The organism is Prevotella sp. TCVGH, assembly GCF_023522295.1.
GTDB classification, from domain to species: Bacteria; Bacteroidota; Bacteroidia; order Bacteroidales; family Bacteroidaceae; genus Prevotella; species Prevotella timonensis.
Genome location: NZ_QFFX01000054.1, coordinates 1 through 18,286, shown reverse-complemented (window position 1 = coordinate 18,286; position 18,286 = coordinate 1). Strand labels below are relative to the sequence as shown.

Sequence of the window (18,286 nt, the reverse complement as noted above, 5' to 3'; positions counted from 1 at the left end):
TCACGCTAAGTGAATGATAATGAACAGTTAATAAATTACAAATATTTTCCAATTATTTGGAAAGCAACATAGAAGATTATTTCCAAGAGTAGATTCTCGAAAGTTTTGCCTAATTTTGCAGATGAGTTTTTGATAGCAACTCTGCAAATTTCCGTATATTGGTTGAGTAGTTCTACTGTCATTTACTTGATGTTTAGTCTAATGTAAAGTATAATGACCAGCTACTCAAATAAATTTCACAAGAAATGTTAAGTTGATTAGCTCTCTCATTTTCAAACGATTACATTAGAATTAAAGAAAGGTACAGATGAAACGTTTCATTCTATTATTGCTTACATTCGTCATTACATCCAATACAATGGATGCCAAGCTCAAAGACCTTTTGCCTCGTGCCAAGTTTGCGAAAAAACTTAATACCAACGGGTTCAGGCTGTCAGGTGCCATACAGATAGGCGACAGTTCAAATACCCTCATCCTAAAAGAATTCTTCACTGAACATGGGTGCACCATCAAGCAAAACGCCCGCGCGAAAGTGGTGGTGAACCTGACAGACCGCATAGAAGGCACCGAAGACTACCAACTTGCGGGATATGAAAACGAAGCATACAGGCTGACCATTCACCCCAACACCATAGAAATAAAGGCGGTGTCGCCTGTCGGTGTCATCCGTGCGACGCAGACTCTCGAGATGTTGGCAGAGGGTTATAGCTCCACGCCATGCCTTGAGGCGGTTGATATTATCGACTATCCTGCTTTCAAACTACGAGGATTCATGCACGACGTGGGAAGATCGTTCATCTCAATCGATGAGCTGAAGAAACAAATAAGGTTGCTCGCCCATTTCAAGGTGAATACTTTCCATTGGCATCTCACGGAGAACCAAGCTTGGAGATTTGAGGTAAAGGCTTTTCCGCAACTCACTGCCAGTAGTGCTATGACCCGTTTTCCTGGACAATATTATACACAACAGCAGTGTCGCGACTTAGAAAGTTATGCGTTGCGTTACGGTGTGAAGATTATTCCAGAGGTTGATATGCCTGGACACAGTGAAGCCTTTGTACGTGCCATGGGACACAGTATGCAAACAGACCAAGGGGTGGCTGAACTGAAAATCATCTTGAAAGAACTCGTAGAATGCTTCCCGCATGCTCCATATATTCATATAGGTGGCGACGAGCAACCTATAACCTACCCAGACTTTTTGCAGACGATGACCAACTGGGTGAGGAAGCTTGGTAAGAATGCTATGGTATGGATACCCAATCAGGCAGGATTTGCACAAGCCGACATGGTTCAACTATGGAGTACCGCAGGAAGGCTGGTTGCAAACATCCCGAATATTGACTGTCGGTACAACTACATCAACCACTTCGACGTATTTGCTGACATCGTTGGTATTTACAAAAGTAATATTTATTATCAGCAAAAAGGGTCACCAGAAGTAGCTGGCGAGATTTGTGCCACATGGAATGATCACAAGATAGAAGGCGAGTGCAATATCTTGAAGTATAACAATTTTTACGCCAGTGTCATCGCATCGGCATCAAGGGCATGGCAGGGCGGAGGCAAGCAATACATAGAACAAGGCGGAACGATGCTGCCCAATACAGGAGATGAGTTGGAAGACTTTAGCGATTGGGAGACACGGTTTCTCTTTCATAAACACCATTGTCTGAGGAACGAGCCCATTCCCTATGTGCGGCAAACCAATGTGCGCTGGGCAATAGCAAGCTCGCTATCGGACAACCAACCCATTGATGAGCAGGTGGTAACAGGGGCAGGTATCTATCTGAACCACACTTGGCGAAAAACGGTACCAGCCATATACGACGATAAAAACTCCAACGACACAGCCTATGTATGGACGTATGTGTACTCACCAAAAAGACAAACAGCAGGCGCATTGGTAGAGTTGCAAAACTATAGTAGATCAGAGCAAGACGTAGCACCCGAAGATGGCAAGTGGGACAGAAAGGGGTCGGTGATATACTGGAACGACAAAGAATTACAACCACTACTTTGGACACATGCAGGGAAACGTATAGTTAACGAAACACCCATGGGCAACGAAAACCTAACTGCCAGACCACCGCTTATTTTGCAACTGCACAAGGGATGGAATAAGGTGGTGATGGTGTTGCCCAACACTGACGCAGACGGTATTAGACTTGATAAATGGATGTTTACGTTTGTCATTACCAACAAGCAAGGCACTAAAGCTCTGCCTGGAATCAAATACGATCCCCACAAGGGTGGAAACACGGACAATCACTTGCTGCCTATACGCCACTGAGAGGATGTTAAGATGAAGTGTAGGAAATTTGTTCGATAGCCTTATACTTGAGGATTTTTCTTTGTTCTTTCGTATGTAATCCTTGCCCTATGGACTGCCGAGGAAAGAAGTTTGCTCGTCTTCTCAATTGATTTTCTGCCCTTGATAGAACGTGTTAAAGGTGTCTTCGGCATAACCCTCTCCTACGATTCTAAAGGAGTTAGCACTGGCACCGTTAACCTTACGGCCTAAGAAATAAACATCAAAAGAATCCTTGGCATAGCCATCTCCTAAATACTGAAAAGAATGAGTGCTGCCTCCAGACATCTTTTCACCCATAAAATATACGTTGAAAGCGTCTTTGGCATAACCGCCACCCAAATCACGGAAACTATTTACGGAGGCGTCATACACTTTATGACCATTGAATAATACTACATTCGACATGATTTTATATCCACGTGAGTGGTAAAATGGCGAATCATAAGGACGGTAACCGTCATGAGGAGACATTCGTTTCAACCTAAACGTATAAGGGTCTACATATTTCAACACCTCGCCAAGATAATAAACATGGTTAGTATCCTTGGCATAGCCGTAGCCTAAGTCTACAAACGAATAGGGATCAGCGGTCAGCAAAGGAGTCCCACGGTAAAGTACAACATTTTCTATCACTTGATAATCGGTGTGTCGACGTTGCGAACTTACCTGAAGAGCAAACATGAGACATACCGCTGCAAGCAAAAGCCGAAAAGAGGAATTAAAAGAGAAAATTTTGTTTGTCATAGGTTGTTTGAAATAAAATCCTTGAAAGAAAACCAATATATAACGCTTGTTTTTGGAAAAATCCGTTAAAACAGTTATCCCATTTCAGAAGATTGTTGGAGCACTTCATTCACTTTTTGAACGAGCCACTGTTGTTGTTCGGGGATCGTGAGATGACTGTTATCTAACTCTATTGCATCTTTCGCCTTACAAAGAGGGGACACTTGGCGATGCGAGTCGATATAATCACGTTCTTGCACATTCTTCAAAATGTCATCGTATTGCGCTGGCATTCCTTTTTGTTGCAACTCGTCAAATCGACGTTGGGCACGAACTTCGGCAGAAGCTGTGACAAATATCTTCAGTTCGGCATCAGGAAAGACTACGGTTCCTATGTCGCGACCATCCATGACAATACCTTTATCTTTCCCCATTTGTTGCTGTTGTGCAACCAAGGCTGTTCGGACAAATGGGATAGCAGCTATCTTGCTGACGTGTTCACTCACACGCATAGAACGTATTTCTTGCTCTACACTTTCGTCATTAAGGTAAGTGTCGGGCTTTGAAGTCGCAGGATTCAATTTGAATGAGATGTGAATATTTGGCATGTGCTGTTGTAACTCAGGCTCATTCACGGCACCATTTTCTAAAAACAAATGATGGCGCAGGGCGTAGAGAGTTACGGCACGATACATCGCACCAGTGTCTACGTATATATAACCTAACTGGCGAGCCAAATCTTTCGCCATCGTACTCTTGCCACACGATGAGAACCCATCGATGGCTATCACAATTTTTTTCATATATAATTCATCAAATAACGGCTGATGCCAATGCCTCCCATAGACGATCTTGGGGTGGGAGAGGTGCTTCAACCACAATATTCTCTTTTGAAACGGGATGCACAAAGGCAATACTACGAGCCAGCAAACAAATGCTTCCATCGGGATTGCTTCGCTTGGCACCATATTTAAGGTCGCCTTTGATAGGACATCCCATATTTGCCAACTGGCATCTTATTTGATGATGCCGCCCCGTCATTAATTGAACTTCTAACAAATGATAATGGTCTGAATGAGCAATCACTTTGTATTTCAATACCGCCTTTTTAGCATTTGGTGTCTCTTGCGATTGCACATAGCTCTTGTTCTGCCGCTCATTGCGCACCAGCCAATCGGTTAACACACCTTCTTCTGCAGGTGGTGCCTCTTTGGTAATCGCCCAATAGGTTTTATGCACTTCGCCCTCTCTAAACATTTTATTCAGTCGTGTGAGTGCTTTAGAGGTTTTGGCAAAGACAACAAGTCCCCAAACAGGACGGTCCAATCGATGTACCACCCCCAGAAAAACATTTCCTGGTTTTTGGTATTTCTCTTTGATGTACTGTTTTACGGTCTCTGATAACGGCAGGTCGCCCGTCTTGTCACCTTGGACGATTTCGCCACTACGTTTAGAGACAATAATGATGTGATTGTCTTCGTAAAGAGGGAGCATGGATTTTAAGTTTATGAGTTTCTGAGTTTTTAAGTTTTTAAGTTTATCAATTAGCTTTCATTTTGACAAGCTGTTTGAGGTATATCTAACGTCTTTAAGTTTTTAAGTTTATCAATTAGCTTTCATTTTGACAAGCTGTTTGAGGCATATCTTAGGTTTTCAATAAGCTTATCACCCTATTCAAAAAGCTAATCATTTAACTCAAGAACTTAAAAACTCAAAAACTCAAAAACTAACTGTTACATATTCATCCCCCCGTCAATCTGAATAACCTGGCCACTGATGTAGCTTGAAAGGTCGGAGGCTAAGAACAAGGCGCAACTGGCAATGTCTTCAACCGTTCCACCACGACGTAATGGAATCTTTGAAATCCACTCTTTGCGAATATTGTCGGGCAATGCCTGGGTCATCGCTGTATCGATGAAGCCTGGCGCAATGGCATTTGCACGTATTCCCTTGGGACCCATTTCCTGTCCTACCGATTTAGCCAAAGCAATCATACCAGCCTTAGAGGCAGCATAGTTAGCTTGTCCAGCGTTACCATGTACGCCTACTACCGATGCCATATTGATGATAGACCCTTGACGTTGACGCATCATAATAGGTACACATGCGTGTATAAAATTGAACGCACTCTTTAGATTGACGTTGATAACAGCGTCCCATTGTGCCTCGGTCATGCGCAACATCAGACCATCTTTGGTGATGCCAGCATTGTTCACCAATATATCAACAGAACCAAAATCCTCCTTTATTTGCGCTACCAATTCGGCAGTATTGTTAAAATCTGCAGCATTGCCAGCATAGCCCTTTGCCTTGACACCCAAAGCAGATAATTCACGTTCTGTCTCCTTACCTCCATGTTCGTCGTCAATAACTAAATCGGTAAAGGCAATATTCGCACCTTCTTGTGCAAAACGCATAGCGATGGCTTTTCCTATGCCACGTGCAGCCCCAGTAACGATGGCTGTCTTTCCTGTTAAAAGTCCCATATTTTTTAAGTGTATAATTAAAATTAATAGAATGATATCAAAAAAATATTGATGTTGTTTATTTAGAATTGTTCTTTCCCAAAGCTCCATAAACCATTTTTGCAACCAAAGGTTTGCTGCTCTCTTCGGTAAGACCATGCCCCAAACGTCCATAAATGAATGGAACTTCAAGTCCTTTAATACAATAATGTGTAATTTCAGCAATCAAATTCACATTATCAATATCGAAATCGCCATCTGCTCTTCCCTGCGAGTACACTCTACGAAACAAGTCTATTTCGTCAGCGTCGAACTTTTTTCTTACCTTTTCTACCATCCAAATGTTACGAAAGAACTCGGCTCGCAAGTTGCCGTTTCGCACCACTGTTTCGCGAATCATGCTAAGATGCGTATAAATCAGTTCGATAATCTTGTCTTGCGGTGCTATCTTCTTAGTAGCAACCTCATCTAACTTGTCGCTCAATCGTTCAAGTTCCGACTCGATGACCGCATAAAATACTTCTTCTTTACTACTAAAATAGGTATAGAGCGTCCGTCTTCCTTTTCCAGAGGTCATCGCAATGTCGTTCATCGTTGTATTGGCTACACCATTTTTAGCAAATAATTTGCGTGCTACATCTACCAATATTTGTCGCGTTTTTGAAATAGACATTCGTATTTCCTCCTTATTTTTATCGTTGCACATCAGTCGTACCATGTGCAAATGTATATTTTTTATTTGACCGATGCAAGCATATTTATCAAAAAAATACGAGCGCACTAAATATTTTATGGAAGATTTGAATTGATGAATAATTGCTTATTACAGATAGGAATGGCCAACTGTTATTGTCTTTTTGAACATGTTTTTTCAAATTAAGTATAAAAATATTTTGGTTTTTAAGAAAAAAGTCTTACCTTTGCAACCGCAAATAAGAAATAACATCGCGGAGTGGAGCAGTTGGTAGCTCGCCAGGCTCATAACCTGGAGGTCACATGTTCGAGTCATGTCTCCGCAACTATTACGCTCGGAAGTCCTTTGTACAGGGGATTTCCGAGCGTTTGCAGTAAAAAGGTCGGACGAAATTCGGACGATTTTCGGGTCACATTGGTTGCGTGAGCGAACAATGTAAAAGCATGTCTTTTTTAGAAAATCTCTAACTCACCAGCAGGAAATAGCAAGACTTGTGCGAATAGGATGCTCCCAGCGTTCGCTGATAGTTGCCTCTGCCTATCGGTTCGTTGTCATTGTCACCTCGGCGGTAGGAAACACCACAGGAGTTGAGACGCCTAAGGTTTTTAAGGGAAAGACGTAATAAAATTTACTTTTATTCGTTCATTCATAGATGACAAATGAGAATCGCAACAAAACCTATACCCATATTTTAAAATACACTGGTCTGTTTGGCGGTGTACAAGGTCTTGGCATCTTGGTAGGCATTGTTCGCAATAAGTTGGTGGCTCTTCTTCTCGGTGCCGAGGGAATGGGACTGATGTCGCTCTTCAATTCCACAACCAAACTGATTAGCGACTCCACTAATTTTGGATTAAGCATGAGTGCCGTCAGGGAACTGTCTGCTGCTTTCGAACAGCACGACGAGACCTACATGAGACGTTGTATTGACAGTGTGAGACTGTTGAGCATGTTGACGGCTCTGTTGGGTATGGCGGTGTGCATGGTGATAAGTCCTATACTCAGTCGGTGGGTTTTTGGCTGGGGCGACCACTCTTTGCATTTTGTTTTGCTGTCGATAGTGGTATTCCTAATGGCAGTGACGGGGGGAGAATTGGCCATTTTGAAAGCCTTACGACAACTCAAATCGTTAGCGAAAATCTCTTTTCTCAACATCGTAGGCGCATTGATTACCTCCATTCCATTGTTCTACATCTGGCGTCAGGCTGCTATTGTTCCTTCACTCATCATTGTTGCTTTGACACAAATGCTGCTCACTATTTATTACTCTCATAGACAATACGCTATACATTTTAACTGGAACAAAACATTGTTGTTGCAGGGAAGTCCTATGCTCAAGATTGGAGTGGCTTTTGTGCTGGCAGGTATTTTAGGAAGCGGTGCCGATTTTCTGATACGTCGCTACCTTAATGTACTGGGATCGGTAGAGACCGTTGGACTGTTTAATGCAGCTTATATGATGACAATGACGTATGCGGGTTTGGTGTTTTCTGCCATGGAAACCGATTTCTTCCCACGCTTGTCGTCCATCAAGCACACAGGCGCGCAGTTGAACGAAACGGTCAACAGTCAGATAGAAGTATCATTGTTGCTCATTTCGCCTATGTTGGTGGTGTTCATGGTAAGTGTACCGGTGTTGTTGCCGCTGCTGTATAGTCGAGAGTTTGTGTCGCTTCAAGTCATGGTGCAGACCTTGGTGCTGGCGATGTATTGGCGAGCTGTCAAACTACCTATTGCTTACATTCCGTTGGCAAAAGGTAATTCAAGGCTGTACCTCCTCGTAGAGGCTATCTACGATGTTGTCCTGGTGCTGGCTGTCATTGCAGGATTCCACTATTATGAGTTATTAGGCGCAGGAATCGCAATCACCTTGGTATCAGCATTGGATTTTTTAATGCTATTTTATTTTATGCACAACACCTACCAATATAATATATCCAATTCGGTGTGGCAATATTTAGGCATCCAACTCGTGTTTGGCTTGGTGACTTACGGCTTGGTGTTGTCAACCCATGGCTGGTTGTATTGGGGTGGGGGCGTAGTGCTTGTCCTGTTGAGCCTGTGGGTGTCTTTGCGCATATTGAGAAAAAAGACCGATTTATGGACACGTCTAAAATCACGAGTATGGAAAAAATAGCATCATTTGCCATATTGGTGGCGGTTTATAATGGTAGCGAGTATCTGAAAAGATGCTTGGACTCGTTGCTGCAACAAACCCTCAAAGATATTCAAGTGATTTGTATAGACGACGGTTCTACAGACAATTCTTGGGAAATATTACAGTCGTATGCAGCTATAGACCAGCGAATTGAGATTCTTCATCTAAGTCAAAACTATGGAGCAGCACATGCCCGCAACGAAGGAATTAAACTTATCAACGCTCGTTACACCACGTTTTTAGATTGCGATGATACTTTTGCACCCGATGCCTTGGAACAGGCTTTACAGGTTTTTGAAAAGCTTCCACAAGTAGACTGTGTGCTTTTCAAGCTACTCACCCTTGGAGAAGGCAATTCAACGGCGCAGGAATATGACATGGATTTTTTTGAAGAAAGGTCTGGACAGGAGGCATTCAAAGACAGCTTGACGTGGAAAATTCATGGCGTTTATGCTGCGAAAACTTCCCTTTTCAAACAATTCCCGTACGATGACACGTGTAAGACCTACAGTGATGACAACAGTACACGACTGCATTATTTGTTTTCTAAGCAAGTGAGTTGTTGTCATGGAGAGTACTACTACCACTACAATCCCCACTCGGTAACACGTGCGATTAGTGGGAGCAGGTTTGATTATCTTCGTGCCAACGAAAGTATGAAGAAGCAATTGATACAGTTTGATGTAAGCGATGATGTATTAACGACTTATGAAAATGTGCGCTGGCTGGTATTGATAGATTTATATTATTTTCATTATTCCTACAGAAAACAGCTTTCTCCCGAGGATTCTGCGATGGGCATGCGTGAACTTCATCGAGTATGGAGTGGTATTGAGGTACACAGGTTATATAAAAGGTTAAAATATAAATTCGGATATATGCCGCTACGCTTTTCATGGAGGATGTTCAGAATCCAAGAAGAATTCTATTTTACCCTTAGGTCTATTTTTCGCAAGGGTATTCAGCAGTCTAAGAATCAGTGAAACATCCCAAGCACTGGCATAAAAAGAGCTACCAAATAAAGTCTTCAAAGAATTTTCATATAAATGTTTTGCCCAATTCACATTATATTTATTACCTTTGTGAAGTTTTTAGAGAGCACTATAGTTATATAGATGTTAAGAACTATTCTATAGATTTCCCCTCATTGGGATTTGACAAAGAAAATCGAATATATGAAGCAGATTACAACAATTGGTATTTTAACTTCTGGTGGAGATGCTCCGGGTATGAATGCAGCCATACGTGCGGTAACGCGTGCTGGTATCTGTAATGGTTTTAAGATAAAAGGCATCTATAAAGGTTATGATGGATTGATAAACGATGAAATCAAAGATTTCACGACCGAAAATGTGAGCGGCATCATCATGTCTGGAGGTACTATCTTAAAAACAGCTCGTTCTTTGGATTTTTTAACACCCGAAGGAAGAAAGAAGGCTTATGAGAATATTCAGAAGCATTCTATCGGTGCTTTGGTAGTAATAGGTGGTAATGGATCGTTGCGTGGTGCAATTGAATTTGCAAGAGAATATGACGTTCGTTGTATTGGACTTCCTGGTACTATTGATAATGACCTCTATGGAACCGATTCTACCATCGGTTACGATACTACGTTGAATACCATTGTAGAGTGTGTAGACCGAATTCGGGACACAGCGCAGAGTCATGAGCGCATTTTCTTTGTTGAAGTAATGGGGCGCGATGCAGGATTTTTAGCTCAAAATAGTGCCATTGCTTCAGGTGCAGAAGCAGCTATTATTCCTGAAGACAGCACTGATGTAGACCAGCTGGGGCATTTCATGGAACGAGGTATTCGTAAATCTAAGCGTTCTTGCATTGTCATTGTCAGTGAGAGTCCAAAGTGTGGTGCATTGTATTATGCCGATCGTGTGAAAAAAGAGTTCCCCGGTTACGATGTACGTGTATCTATCTTAGGACATCTGCAGCGTGGAGGAAGACCATCGGCACACGATAGAATCTTAGCCAGCAGAACAGGCGTTGGCGCAGTAGAAGCAATTATGCAGGGACAGCGCAACATTATGATTGGTATTAAGAACAACGAAATAGATTATATACCATTGACCGAGGCTATTCGGAGCGATAAGCCCTTTGATAAAAAGCTCATCAAAGTGCTTGACGAATTGAGTATCTAAAAAGGTAATCTAAGGTATGAGGTCTAAAATATGTTAATATAACAAACAGTTCTGTTAATATAATAATTGTACAAGTAAGCAATCAAAGTATTTTTGTATATTTGCACAGCTAAAGTTTTTTTATTTTTAGAAAATAGTTTCATATAAATATAAAAAAGTTATGTCACAAGTGAATGGACATATTTCCCAGATTATTGGACCTGTTATTGATGTTTATTTTGATACGAAAGGTCAAGATCCAGAGTCTGTCTTACCCAAAATATACGATGCGCTGATCGTAAAACGTGAAGACGGTAGCGATTTGGTGATTGAAACACAACAGCACATTGGCGAGGACACGGTTCGCTGTGTAGCCATGGATAACACAGACGGCTTGAGACGTGGCTTGGAAGTGATTGCAACAGGTAGTCCGATAACCATGCCATCAGGAGATCAGATAAAAGGCAGAATGATGAATGTTATAGGGGAAGCTATTGACGGAATGGAACAACTGTCGAAGGAGAATCCTTATCCAATTCATAGGCAGCCACCTGTTTTTGAAGATTTGTCCACGCATAAGGAAATGTTGGCCACTGGTATCAAAGTGATTGACTTGTTAGAGCCTTATATGAAAGGTGGAAAAATTGGTTTGTTCGGTGGTGCTGGTGTAGGAAAGACCGTCCTCATTATGGAGTTGATTAACAACATTGCGAAAGGACATAATGGCTATTCTGTGTTTGCAGGCGTTGGTGAACGAACCCGTGAAGGTAACGACTTGATTCGAGATATGATTGATTCAGGCGTTATCCGCTATGGCGAAAAATTTAAGAAAGCAATGGAAGATGGCAAGTGGGATCTGTCTTTAGTTGACCCAAAAGAACTACAGAAGTCGCAAGCCACCTTGGTATATGGTCAAATGAACGAACCACCAGGAGCTCGTGCGTCGGTAGCCTTATCAGGTCTGACCGTTGCAGAAGAGTTTCGTGATAGAGGAGTAAATGAAGATGGACAAGGGGGAGATATCATGTTCTTTATTGATAATATCTTCCGTTTTACTCAAGCAGGTTCAGAAGTTTCTGCCTTATTAGGGCGTATGCCTTCAGCTGTAGGATACCAACCTACTTTAGCATCTGAAATGGGAACGATGCAAGAGCGTATTACTTCTACTAAAAACGGGTCTATTACATCTGTGCAGGCGGTGTATGTTCCTGCGGACGACTTGACAGACCCTGCTCCTGCGACCACTTTTACACACTTGGATGCTACTACTGAACTCAGTAGAAAGATTACGGAGTTGGGTATTTATCCAGCTGTCGACCCATTAGGTTCGACTTCTCGTATTTTGGATCCATTGATTGTGGGCAAGGAACACTATAATTGTGCACAAAGAGTAAAACAGATACTCCAGCACTACCAAGAGTTACAGGACATTATCGCTATTTTGGGTATGGATGAGTTGTCCGATGAAGATAAACAGATTGTGAATCGTGCACGCCGTGTACAGCGTTTCCTCTCACAACCCTTTACTGTCGCAGAGCAGTTTACAGGCTTAAAGGGAGTAATGGTTCCGATAGAAGATACCATTAAAGGATTTAATATGATTCTTGATGGTGAAGTAGATGATCTTCCAGAACAAGCATTCATGAATGTAGGAACAATAGAAGATGCTATTGAGAAAGGCAAGAAGCTGCTCGCTGCAGCCAAAAGCTAACATATAGAAACTATAAAAGCGACCAACAATAATGCTTCGACTAAAAATTATATCTCCAGAAAAAAGAATATTTGACGGTGAAGTTAATCGTGTAACTGTCCCAGGAACTCTTGGAGAGTTTGAAATTTTAGTGAATCATGCGCCCATCATCTCTTCTCTTGAGTCCGGAACGGTGAGCTATGAAATAGCGACGGGAGAGCTTAAGCAGTTAGAAATAGAGAGTGGATTTGTTGAGGTACAAAAGAATGTAATTAGTTTATGTGTTGAACTATAGCCACAGAGGATGAATGATATTAAGCAAATTAAGAAACGTTACATGACACAAAGCTTCTTGCTGTTAACAGCATTAACTTTGATTGGTGTCTTGATAATGAAAATAGGGGAAGTTGACCATATGGTTACACCACTCATTGTGGGGTTGACTTTTGCCTTGATAATTGAATTGGCTGATATCTTAGTGTGGAGTAGGATTGCTCAAAAACAGGCAGACTATCTTCCAACATTCTTTATGGCAGTATCAAGTGTTAGAACGCTTGCTGCAATCGGAGTGATGTTTGTTTTCTTCCTCGTGATGGAGAGAGCGACCATTTTGGTATCATGTCTGACTTTCATGAGTTACTATTTGACTATTTTGATACATCACTCATTGTTCTTCATTGCTAAAAGTAAGGCGCAATCAAGTGAAACTAAATGACACGATAACGTTGAATAAAGGATGAAAAAAATAAGAACGATACTCTTTTGCTTATCTTTATTACTGGCACCTGTTCAATTAATGGCCAGTAATTCAGAGGGGGAGGCTTTGAATATTCCAGAGATAGTGCTGGAACATTTGTCTGATTCTTATGAATGGCACATTGCTACTTTCGAGGGTAAGCATCTCAGCTTACCATTGCCTATTATTGTTAGAAGTGAAACGACAGGTGAATGGTATGTGGGAACGGCAAAGAATTTACCACAACAGTTCTTTTTCGATGACGAACATCACGGAAAAATTTACGAACATGTAGGCAACGGAGAAACTGCTCGTCCTATTGATTTAAGTATTACAAAGGTTGTTGTACAAATTTGGATTGTCGTTGCTATTCTGATTTTGGTATTTTTAAGTTGTGCCAAATGGTATAAGAATGCCGATGAAAAAACGGAAACACCTAAAGGCTTTGTAGGAGTCATGGAGATGCTTGTGATGACAATTCATGACGACTTGATTCGTCCCTCTGTAGGAGAAAAGAACTATCAACGATTTGCGCCCTATCTATTAACGGTATTCTTCTTTATTTTAACTTGTAATCTCATAGGCTTAATTCCTATATTCCCAGGTGGTACAAATATTACGGGAAATATCAACATTACGCTATTTTTAGCTGTTTGTTCGATGATAGCCATCAATTGCTTTGGCTCCAAAGAATATTGGAAAGATATTTTTTGGCCTCACGTACCACTGTTCCTAAAAGTACCCGTACCACTGATGCCTGTTATCGAATTATTTGGTGTTTTCACGAAGCCCTTTGCACTGATGATTCGTCTCTTTGCCAATATGATGGCAGGTCATGCTGTGATTCTTAGTTTTACCTGTGTCATCTTCTTAGGTTGGAGCATGGGGGTAGGATATGGCTTAGGGTTGAATTTCTTTAGTGCGGTGATGCTTCTTTTCATGAATCTACTGGAAGTGTTAGTGGCTTTTATTCAGGCTTATGTCTTTACGATGCTTAGTGCTGTGTTCATTGGGTTAGCACATCCAGAACCAGAAGCATCCATATAAATTTTATAGAATAGATTTCTAAAATTAATAACAATAAATAAACGAATTATGATGATTTCAACATTATTAGCAGCAGAAGGATTAGCACAGCTTGGCTGTGGAATTGGTGCAGGTATTGCAACAGTCGGTGCAGGTATCGGTATTGGTAGAATTGGTGGTAATGCCATGGATGCCATTGCTCGTCAACCAGAAGCAACGGGTAAGATTACATCAAACATGATTTTAACATCTGCCTTCATTGAGGGATGTGCGCTCTTCGCAATTGCAGCTTGTGCTTTCCTTATTAAATAATAAACTATCATAGAATGGAGAATTTACCATCAATATTAACTCCTGATCTTGGACTCCTCTTTTGGATGTTCTTGGCTTTCTTGGTGGTCTTTTTTGTACTTTCGAAATACGGTTTTCCTGTCATCATCAATATGGTGGAAAAACGTAAATCCTATATTGACGACAGTCTTCGTAAAGCACATGAGGCCTCTGAACGTTTAGCCAAAATTCAACAAGAAGGAGATGCAATTCTTCATGATGCTCGTGAAAAGCAAGCGGTTATGTTAAAAGAAGCTGCTGCTACTCGAGACTCTATTGTGGAGAAAGCACATGTGAAGGCAAAGGATGAAAGTTCTCGTCTAATCAGTGAAGCACGAACAGAAATAGACATTGAGAAACAAAATGTCATTCGAGATATTCGTTCTCAGGTCGCTGAACTTTCTGTTCAAATAGCAGAAAAGGTTATTCGTGAAGAACTTGCTTCCAAAGATAGCCAGATGGAGTTGATTAACAAGTTACTGAATGATATATCGGTTGAAAAGAACCAAGCATAGAAGATAAGATGAACACAGGCGTAATATCTGTTAGATATGCTCGTGCATTGCTCAAATGTGCACTTGAAAAGCATGTAGAGGACAACGTATTTCAAGAGATGCTGGCACTCAGTCACAGCTATGCTCACATCTCTGATTTGAGGCAAACGATTGACAATCCCATGCTGCATCAAGATAAGAAGCAGGAACTGATTGAGTTGGCTTGTGGAACAAATCCCACACAGCTAACAAAAGATTTTATTCGCTTGGTGTTAAGTGCAGGACGAGAAAATATCTTGCAATACATTTTCACATCTTATATTACTTTGTATCGTCAGCAGAAGCATATCATTAGCGGAAAATTGATTACTGCTACAGCTGTTACAGAAGATATCGAAAAGCGAATGGAAGCGGTGGTTCATAGCCAATCGAAGGGAACAATTAATTTCCAGTCAGAAGTAAATCCAGATATCATCGGTGGTTTCATCCTTGAATACGATTCGTATAGGATGGATGCCAGTGTACAAACAAAGCTTAACAAAATTCTGAAACAGCTAAAAAAATAATTTAAACAAAGCATAAAATGTCAGATAAAATAAAACCAAGTGAAGTATCAGAAGTATTACTTCAGCAGTTGAAAGGCATTCAAACAGATTTGAAATTTGAAGAAGTAGGTACTGTTCTCAATGTGGGAGATGGCGTTGCCAGACTTTATGGATTGAGAAATGCTGAGGCCAATGAATTGTTGGAGTTTGAAAACGGCACGATGGCCATTGTGATGAACTTGGAGGAAGACAATGTAGGGTGCATCCTCTTAGGTCCTACATCCGGCATTAAGGAAGGTATGACTGCAAAACGTACCCACCGTATTGCCTCTATTCGTGTAAACGATTCTATGCTTGGACGCGTTATCAATCCACTGGGTGAGGCTATCGATGGGTTAGGAGAGCTTGATTTGACCGAAAGTTTCGAGATGCCTTTAGAGAGAAAGGCTCCTGGTGTTATTTATAGACAACCTGTAAAAGAACCACTTCAGACGGGTATTAAAGCCGTAGACTCGATGATTCCTATTGGACGTGGACAGAGAGAGCTGATTGTTGGTGACAGACAAACAGGAAAAACAGCCATTGCCCTGGATACAATTATCAACCAAAAGAGTTTTTACGAGGAAGGAAAGCCTGTATATTGTGTCTATGTAGCGATAGGTCAAAAGGCATCCACCGTTGCCAATCTTGTTCAAACACTTAAAGAACATGGAGCTTTACCTTACACTATTGTAGTATCAGCTACAGCTGCTGACCCTGCAGCAATGCAATATTATGCGCCATTTGCTGGAGCTGCTATCGGTGAATACTTCCGCGATCGAGGCGAATCTGCTTTGGTGGTATATGATGACCTTTCCAAACAGGCCGTTGCCTACCGTGAAATCTCATTGATATTGCGTCGTCCTTCAGGGCGTGAAGCTTATCCAGGAGATGTGTTCTATCTTCACTCACGCTTATTGGAAAGAGCTGCTCGTATCAATGACCAGCAAGAAGTTGCTGAAATGATGAACGATCTGCCAGAATCTCTGAAAGGACATGTCAAGGGAGGTGGTTCGCTGACGGCACTGCCTATTATAGAAACTCAGGCTGGTGACGTTTCTGCTTACATTCCAACCAACGTCATTTCTATTACCGATGGACAGATTTATTTGGAAAGCAACCTGTTTAACCAAGGTTTCCGACCTGCTATTAATGTAGGAATTTCGGTTTCTCGTGTGGGTGGTAGCGCTCAAATCAAGAGTATGAAGAAAGTGGCAGGAACATTGAAGATTGACATGGCGCAATACAGAGAGTTAGAGGCTTTCTCTAAATTCTCAAGTGATATGGATTCTGTCACTGCAATGACATTGGATAGAGGTCGTAAAAACAACCAACTTTTGATACAGCCGCAGTATAGTCCCATGCCTATAGGCGAGCAAGTTGCCATTATGTACTGTGGTGTAAATGGCTTATTTGCTGACGTTCCAATTGATAGTGTTCGTGAATGTCAAGACACTTTCTTGGAAACAATGAGGACAAAACATGCCGATGTATTGAAAACTTTAGCCTCAGGTCAACTAACAGACGAAGCCATTGAAACGATAAAATCGACAATGGCTGATGTGACTGCACAGTATCAAGCTTCATAATTATGCCATCACTCAAAGAAATTAAAACCCGCATTGCCAGTGTAAAGAACACAAGGAAGATTACGAGTGCCATGAAAATGGTTTCGTCGAGTAAGCTTCATCATGCGCAAATTCAAATAGAGAACATGCTTCCATACGAAAATATGTTGGAACATATTCTTAAATCATTCTTGGCTTCGACACCCGAAAATGATACTATTTTTGATAAAAAGCGTTCAGAAATTAAAAGAGTCGCTTTGGTTGTTTTTGCCTCGAATAGCAGTTTGTGCGGTAGTTTTAATGGCAATGTTCTCAAACTCATGATGCAGGTTATCGAAGAGTATCGCCACTTGGGAAAAGATAATATTGTGATCTATCCCATTGGTAGGAAAGTTTTTGATAAAGTAAAGAAGTTAGGATTTACACCTGCAGGAAACTTTAATCATTTGGCGGACAAACCGAATGCCCATGAGTGTCAAAAGGTAGCTCGTGAAATCACAAAGAAGTTTGCGCAAGGTGAGCTTGACCAAGTAGAAATCATTTATCATCACTTCAAAAGTGCTGGAACACAAATTCTAAAACGCAAGACATTCTTACCCATCGATTTAAGTACAGAAGTGGGTGTGGATAATGATCGTGACTTGTCTTCGGATCTTGCAACTGCCAAAGCGCAAGAATATTTGCGCAAGAATAAAAAGACAGTGAGCAAGAAAGCTGCAGAAGAAGCAAAGCCATTGAATGATGATTTTATTGTTGAGCCAAATATTAGAACTGTGTTAAGTTCATTGATTCCCAAGCAGTTGCATCTCATGTTTTATACCGCCTTGTTAGATAGTGTTGCCAGTGAACATGCTGCCCGAATGGTGGCAATGCAAACAGCAACAGACAACGCTGATGAGTTGCTAAGCTCCTTAAACTTACAGTTGAATAAGAGTAGACAGCAAGCGATTACCAATGAGTTGCTTGATATTGTTGGTGGCTCGATAAATAATTAGTTATCAATAGGAGAGAGGTAATGAGTGCGTGGGGGAAGCACCTACTCCTATTTTAGATTTCCCATAAAGATCATATCATACTGAATAACAAAGTAAGATATGGTCTTTTTTTTATGTCCTCCTTCGTAGCATAACCGAGATTGAAGACTTGTGGTTGACGATATTGTGAGTTTTCAACAGGTAATACATTAAGTAACAGCAAGCTGTAACCATGTACTTAAGGCTGGTTCAATAAATTACCACCGCACATAGTCATCAAATGTTTATGAAATACGTTTTGTTATCTTTTGGCTTCTTTTTATTATTGCTGTCCGGTAAAACTTTATTAAACAAAATAATTTAGGGCTGACACTTCTCACGAGGTGTCAGCCCTTTTG

At 41.2% G+C, this 18,286-nt stretch carries 19 protein-coding genes and 1 tRNA gene; 15 read left to right on the top strand and 5 right to left on the bottom strand.

Annotated elements, in window-relative coordinates; all coding sequences use genetic code 11:
* The first annotated feature begins 307 nt into the window (after positions 1-307).
* Complete coding sequence (locus DEM91_RS09745; RefSeq protein WP_195252296.1) at positions 308-2,293, top strand: family 20 glycosylhydrolase; 1,986 nt, start codon at positions 308-310, stop codon at positions 2,291-2,293.
* A 123-nt stretch (positions 2,294-2,416) separates the two neighbouring features.
* Here the strand turns inward: DEM91_RS09745 and DEM91_RS09740 are convergent, their stop codons facing one another.
* The 5 genes from DEM91_RS09740 to DEM91_RS09720 all read right to left on the bottom strand — a co-directional run bounded on the left by DEM91_RS09740 (position 2,417) and on the right by DEM91_RS09720 (position 6,175).
* Positions 2,417-3,058: a DKNYY domain-containing protein gene (locus tag DEM91_RS09740; protein ID WP_195252295.1), complete on the bottom strand. Its 642-nt coding sequence runs from the start codon at positions 3,056-3,058 to the stop codon at positions 2,417-2,419.
* A gap of 74 nt (positions 3,059-3,132) precedes the next feature.
* Positions 3,133-3,840 (bottom strand): (d)CMP kinase, encoded by a 708-nt coding sequence (cmk, locus tag DEM91_RS09735; RefSeq protein WP_195252294.1) that lies wholly within the window; start codon positions 3,838-3,840, stop codon positions 3,133-3,135.
* A 10-nt stretch (positions 3,841-3,850) separates the two neighbouring features.
* Complete coding sequence (locus DEM91_RS09730) at positions 3,851-4,531, bottom strand: RluA family pseudouridine synthase (RefSeq protein ID WP_195252293.1); 681 nt, start codon at positions 4,529-4,531, stop codon at positions 3,851-3,853.
* 239 nt (positions 4,532-4,770) lie between these two features.
* The gene (gene fabG, locus DEM91_RS09725; protein WP_195252292.1) at positions 4,771-5,523 is read right to left on the bottom strand and encodes a 3-oxoacyl-[acyl-carrier-protein] reductase; all 753 of its coding nucleotides are present in this window, start codon (positions 5,521-5,523) and stop codon (positions 4,771-4,773) included.
* A gap of 58 nt (positions 5,524-5,581) precedes the next feature.
* The gene (locus DEM91_RS09720; RefSeq protein ID WP_036926119.1) at positions 5,582-6,175 is read right to left on the bottom strand and encodes a TetR/AcrR family transcriptional regulator; all 594 of its coding nucleotides are present in this window, start codon (positions 6,173-6,175) and stop codon (positions 5,582-5,584) included.
* A gap of 273 nt (positions 6,176-6,448) precedes the next feature.
* On the opposite strand from DEM91_RS09720, the gene DEM91_RS09715 reads away from it, so the two are divergent.
* From DEM91_RS09715 to DEM91_RS09655, 14 genes are all read left to right on the top strand, one after another.
* A tRNA-Met gene (locus DEM91_RS09715) sits at positions 6,449-6,521 on the top strand.
* Between the two features lie 168 nt (positions 6,522-6,689).
* Positions 6,690-6,818: a hypothetical protein gene (locus tag DEM91_RS12580; protein ID WP_262893441.1), complete on the top strand. Its 129-nt coding sequence runs from the start codon at positions 6,690-6,692 to the stop codon at positions 6,816-6,818.
* Positions 6,819-6,848: 30 nt separating this feature from the next.
* Positions 6,849-8,333: an oligosaccharide flippase family protein gene (locus tag DEM91_RS09710; RefSeq protein ID WP_195252291.1), complete on the top strand. Its 1,485-nt coding sequence runs from the start codon at positions 6,849-6,851 to the stop codon at positions 8,331-8,333.
* Positions 8,321-9,337 carry a glycosyltransferase family 2 protein gene (locus DEM91_RS09705; RefSeq protein WP_195252290.1) on the top strand — a complete coding sequence of 339 codons (1,017 nt, stop codon included), beginning with the start codon at positions 8,321-8,323 and terminating at the stop codon, positions 9,335-9,337. Before DEM91_RS09710 ends, DEM91_RS09705 begins: the two co-directional genes overlap by 13 nt.
* Before the next feature lie 192 nt (positions 9,338-9,529).
* On the top strand, positions 9,530-10,507 hold the full coding sequence (gene pfkA / locus DEM91_RS09700) for a 6-phosphofructokinase (protein ID WP_195252289.1): 978 nt from the start codon (positions 9,530-9,532) through the stop codon (positions 10,505-10,507).
* A gap of 160 nt (positions 10,508-10,667) precedes the next feature.
* A complete protein-coding gene (atpD, locus tag DEM91_RS09695; RefSeq protein ID WP_195252288.1) occupies positions 10,668-12,197 on the top strand; it encodes a F0F1 ATP synthase subunit beta in 1,530 nt (509 codons plus the stop codon).
* A gap of 31 nt (positions 12,198-12,228) precedes the next feature.
* Positions 12,229-12,471 (top strand): ATP synthase F1 subunit epsilon, encoded by a 243-nt coding sequence (gene atpC, locus DEM91_RS09690; RefSeq protein ID WP_195252287.1) that lies wholly within the window; start codon positions 12,229-12,231, stop codon positions 12,469-12,471.
* Positions 12,472-12,480: 9 nt separating this feature from the next.
* Positions 12,481-12,891 carry a hypothetical protein gene (locus tag DEM91_RS09685; protein ID WP_195252286.1) on the top strand — a complete coding sequence of 137 codons (411 nt, stop codon included), beginning with the start codon at positions 12,481-12,483 and terminating at the stop codon, positions 12,889-12,891.
* A gap of 21 nt (positions 12,892-12,912) precedes the next feature.
* Positions 12,913-13,959 (top strand): F0F1 ATP synthase subunit A, encoded by a 1,047-nt coding sequence (gene atpB / locus DEM91_RS09680; RefSeq protein ID WP_195252285.1) that lies wholly within the window; start codon positions 12,913-12,915, stop codon positions 13,957-13,959.
* A gap of 48 nt (positions 13,960-14,007) precedes the next feature.
* Positions 14,008-14,250, top strand: coding sequence for an ATP synthase F0 subunit C (locus DEM91_RS09675; protein ID WP_025072266.1), 243 nt, complete (start codon positions 14,008-14,010; stop codon positions 14,248-14,250).
* Between the two features lie 14 nt (positions 14,251-14,264).
* The gene (atpF, locus tag DEM91_RS09670) at positions 14,265-14,783 is read left to right on the top strand and encodes a F0F1 ATP synthase subunit B (protein ID WP_195252284.1); all 519 of its coding nucleotides are present in this window, start codon (positions 14,265-14,267) and stop codon (positions 14,781-14,783) included.
* A gap of 8 nt (positions 14,784-14,791) precedes the next feature.
* Positions 14,792-15,328 carry a F0F1 ATP synthase subunit delta gene (locus tag DEM91_RS09665; RefSeq protein WP_025072264.1) on the top strand — a complete coding sequence of 179 codons (537 nt, stop codon included), beginning with the start codon at positions 14,792-14,794 and terminating at the stop codon, positions 15,326-15,328.
* A 17-nt stretch (positions 15,329-15,345) separates the two neighbouring features.
* On the top strand, positions 15,346-16,935 hold the full coding sequence (gene atpA, locus DEM91_RS09660; RefSeq protein ID WP_195252283.1) for a F0F1 ATP synthase subunit alpha: 1,590 nt from the start codon (positions 15,346-15,348) through the stop codon (positions 16,933-16,935).
* Positions 16,936-16,937: 2 nt separating this feature from the next.
* Positions 16,938-17,909 carry a F0F1 ATP synthase subunit gamma gene (locus DEM91_RS09655; RefSeq protein WP_195252282.1) on the top strand — a complete coding sequence of 324 codons (972 nt, stop codon included), beginning with the start codon at positions 16,938-16,940 and terminating at the stop codon, positions 17,907-17,909.
* Positions 17,910-18,286 lie beyond the last annotated feature (377 nt).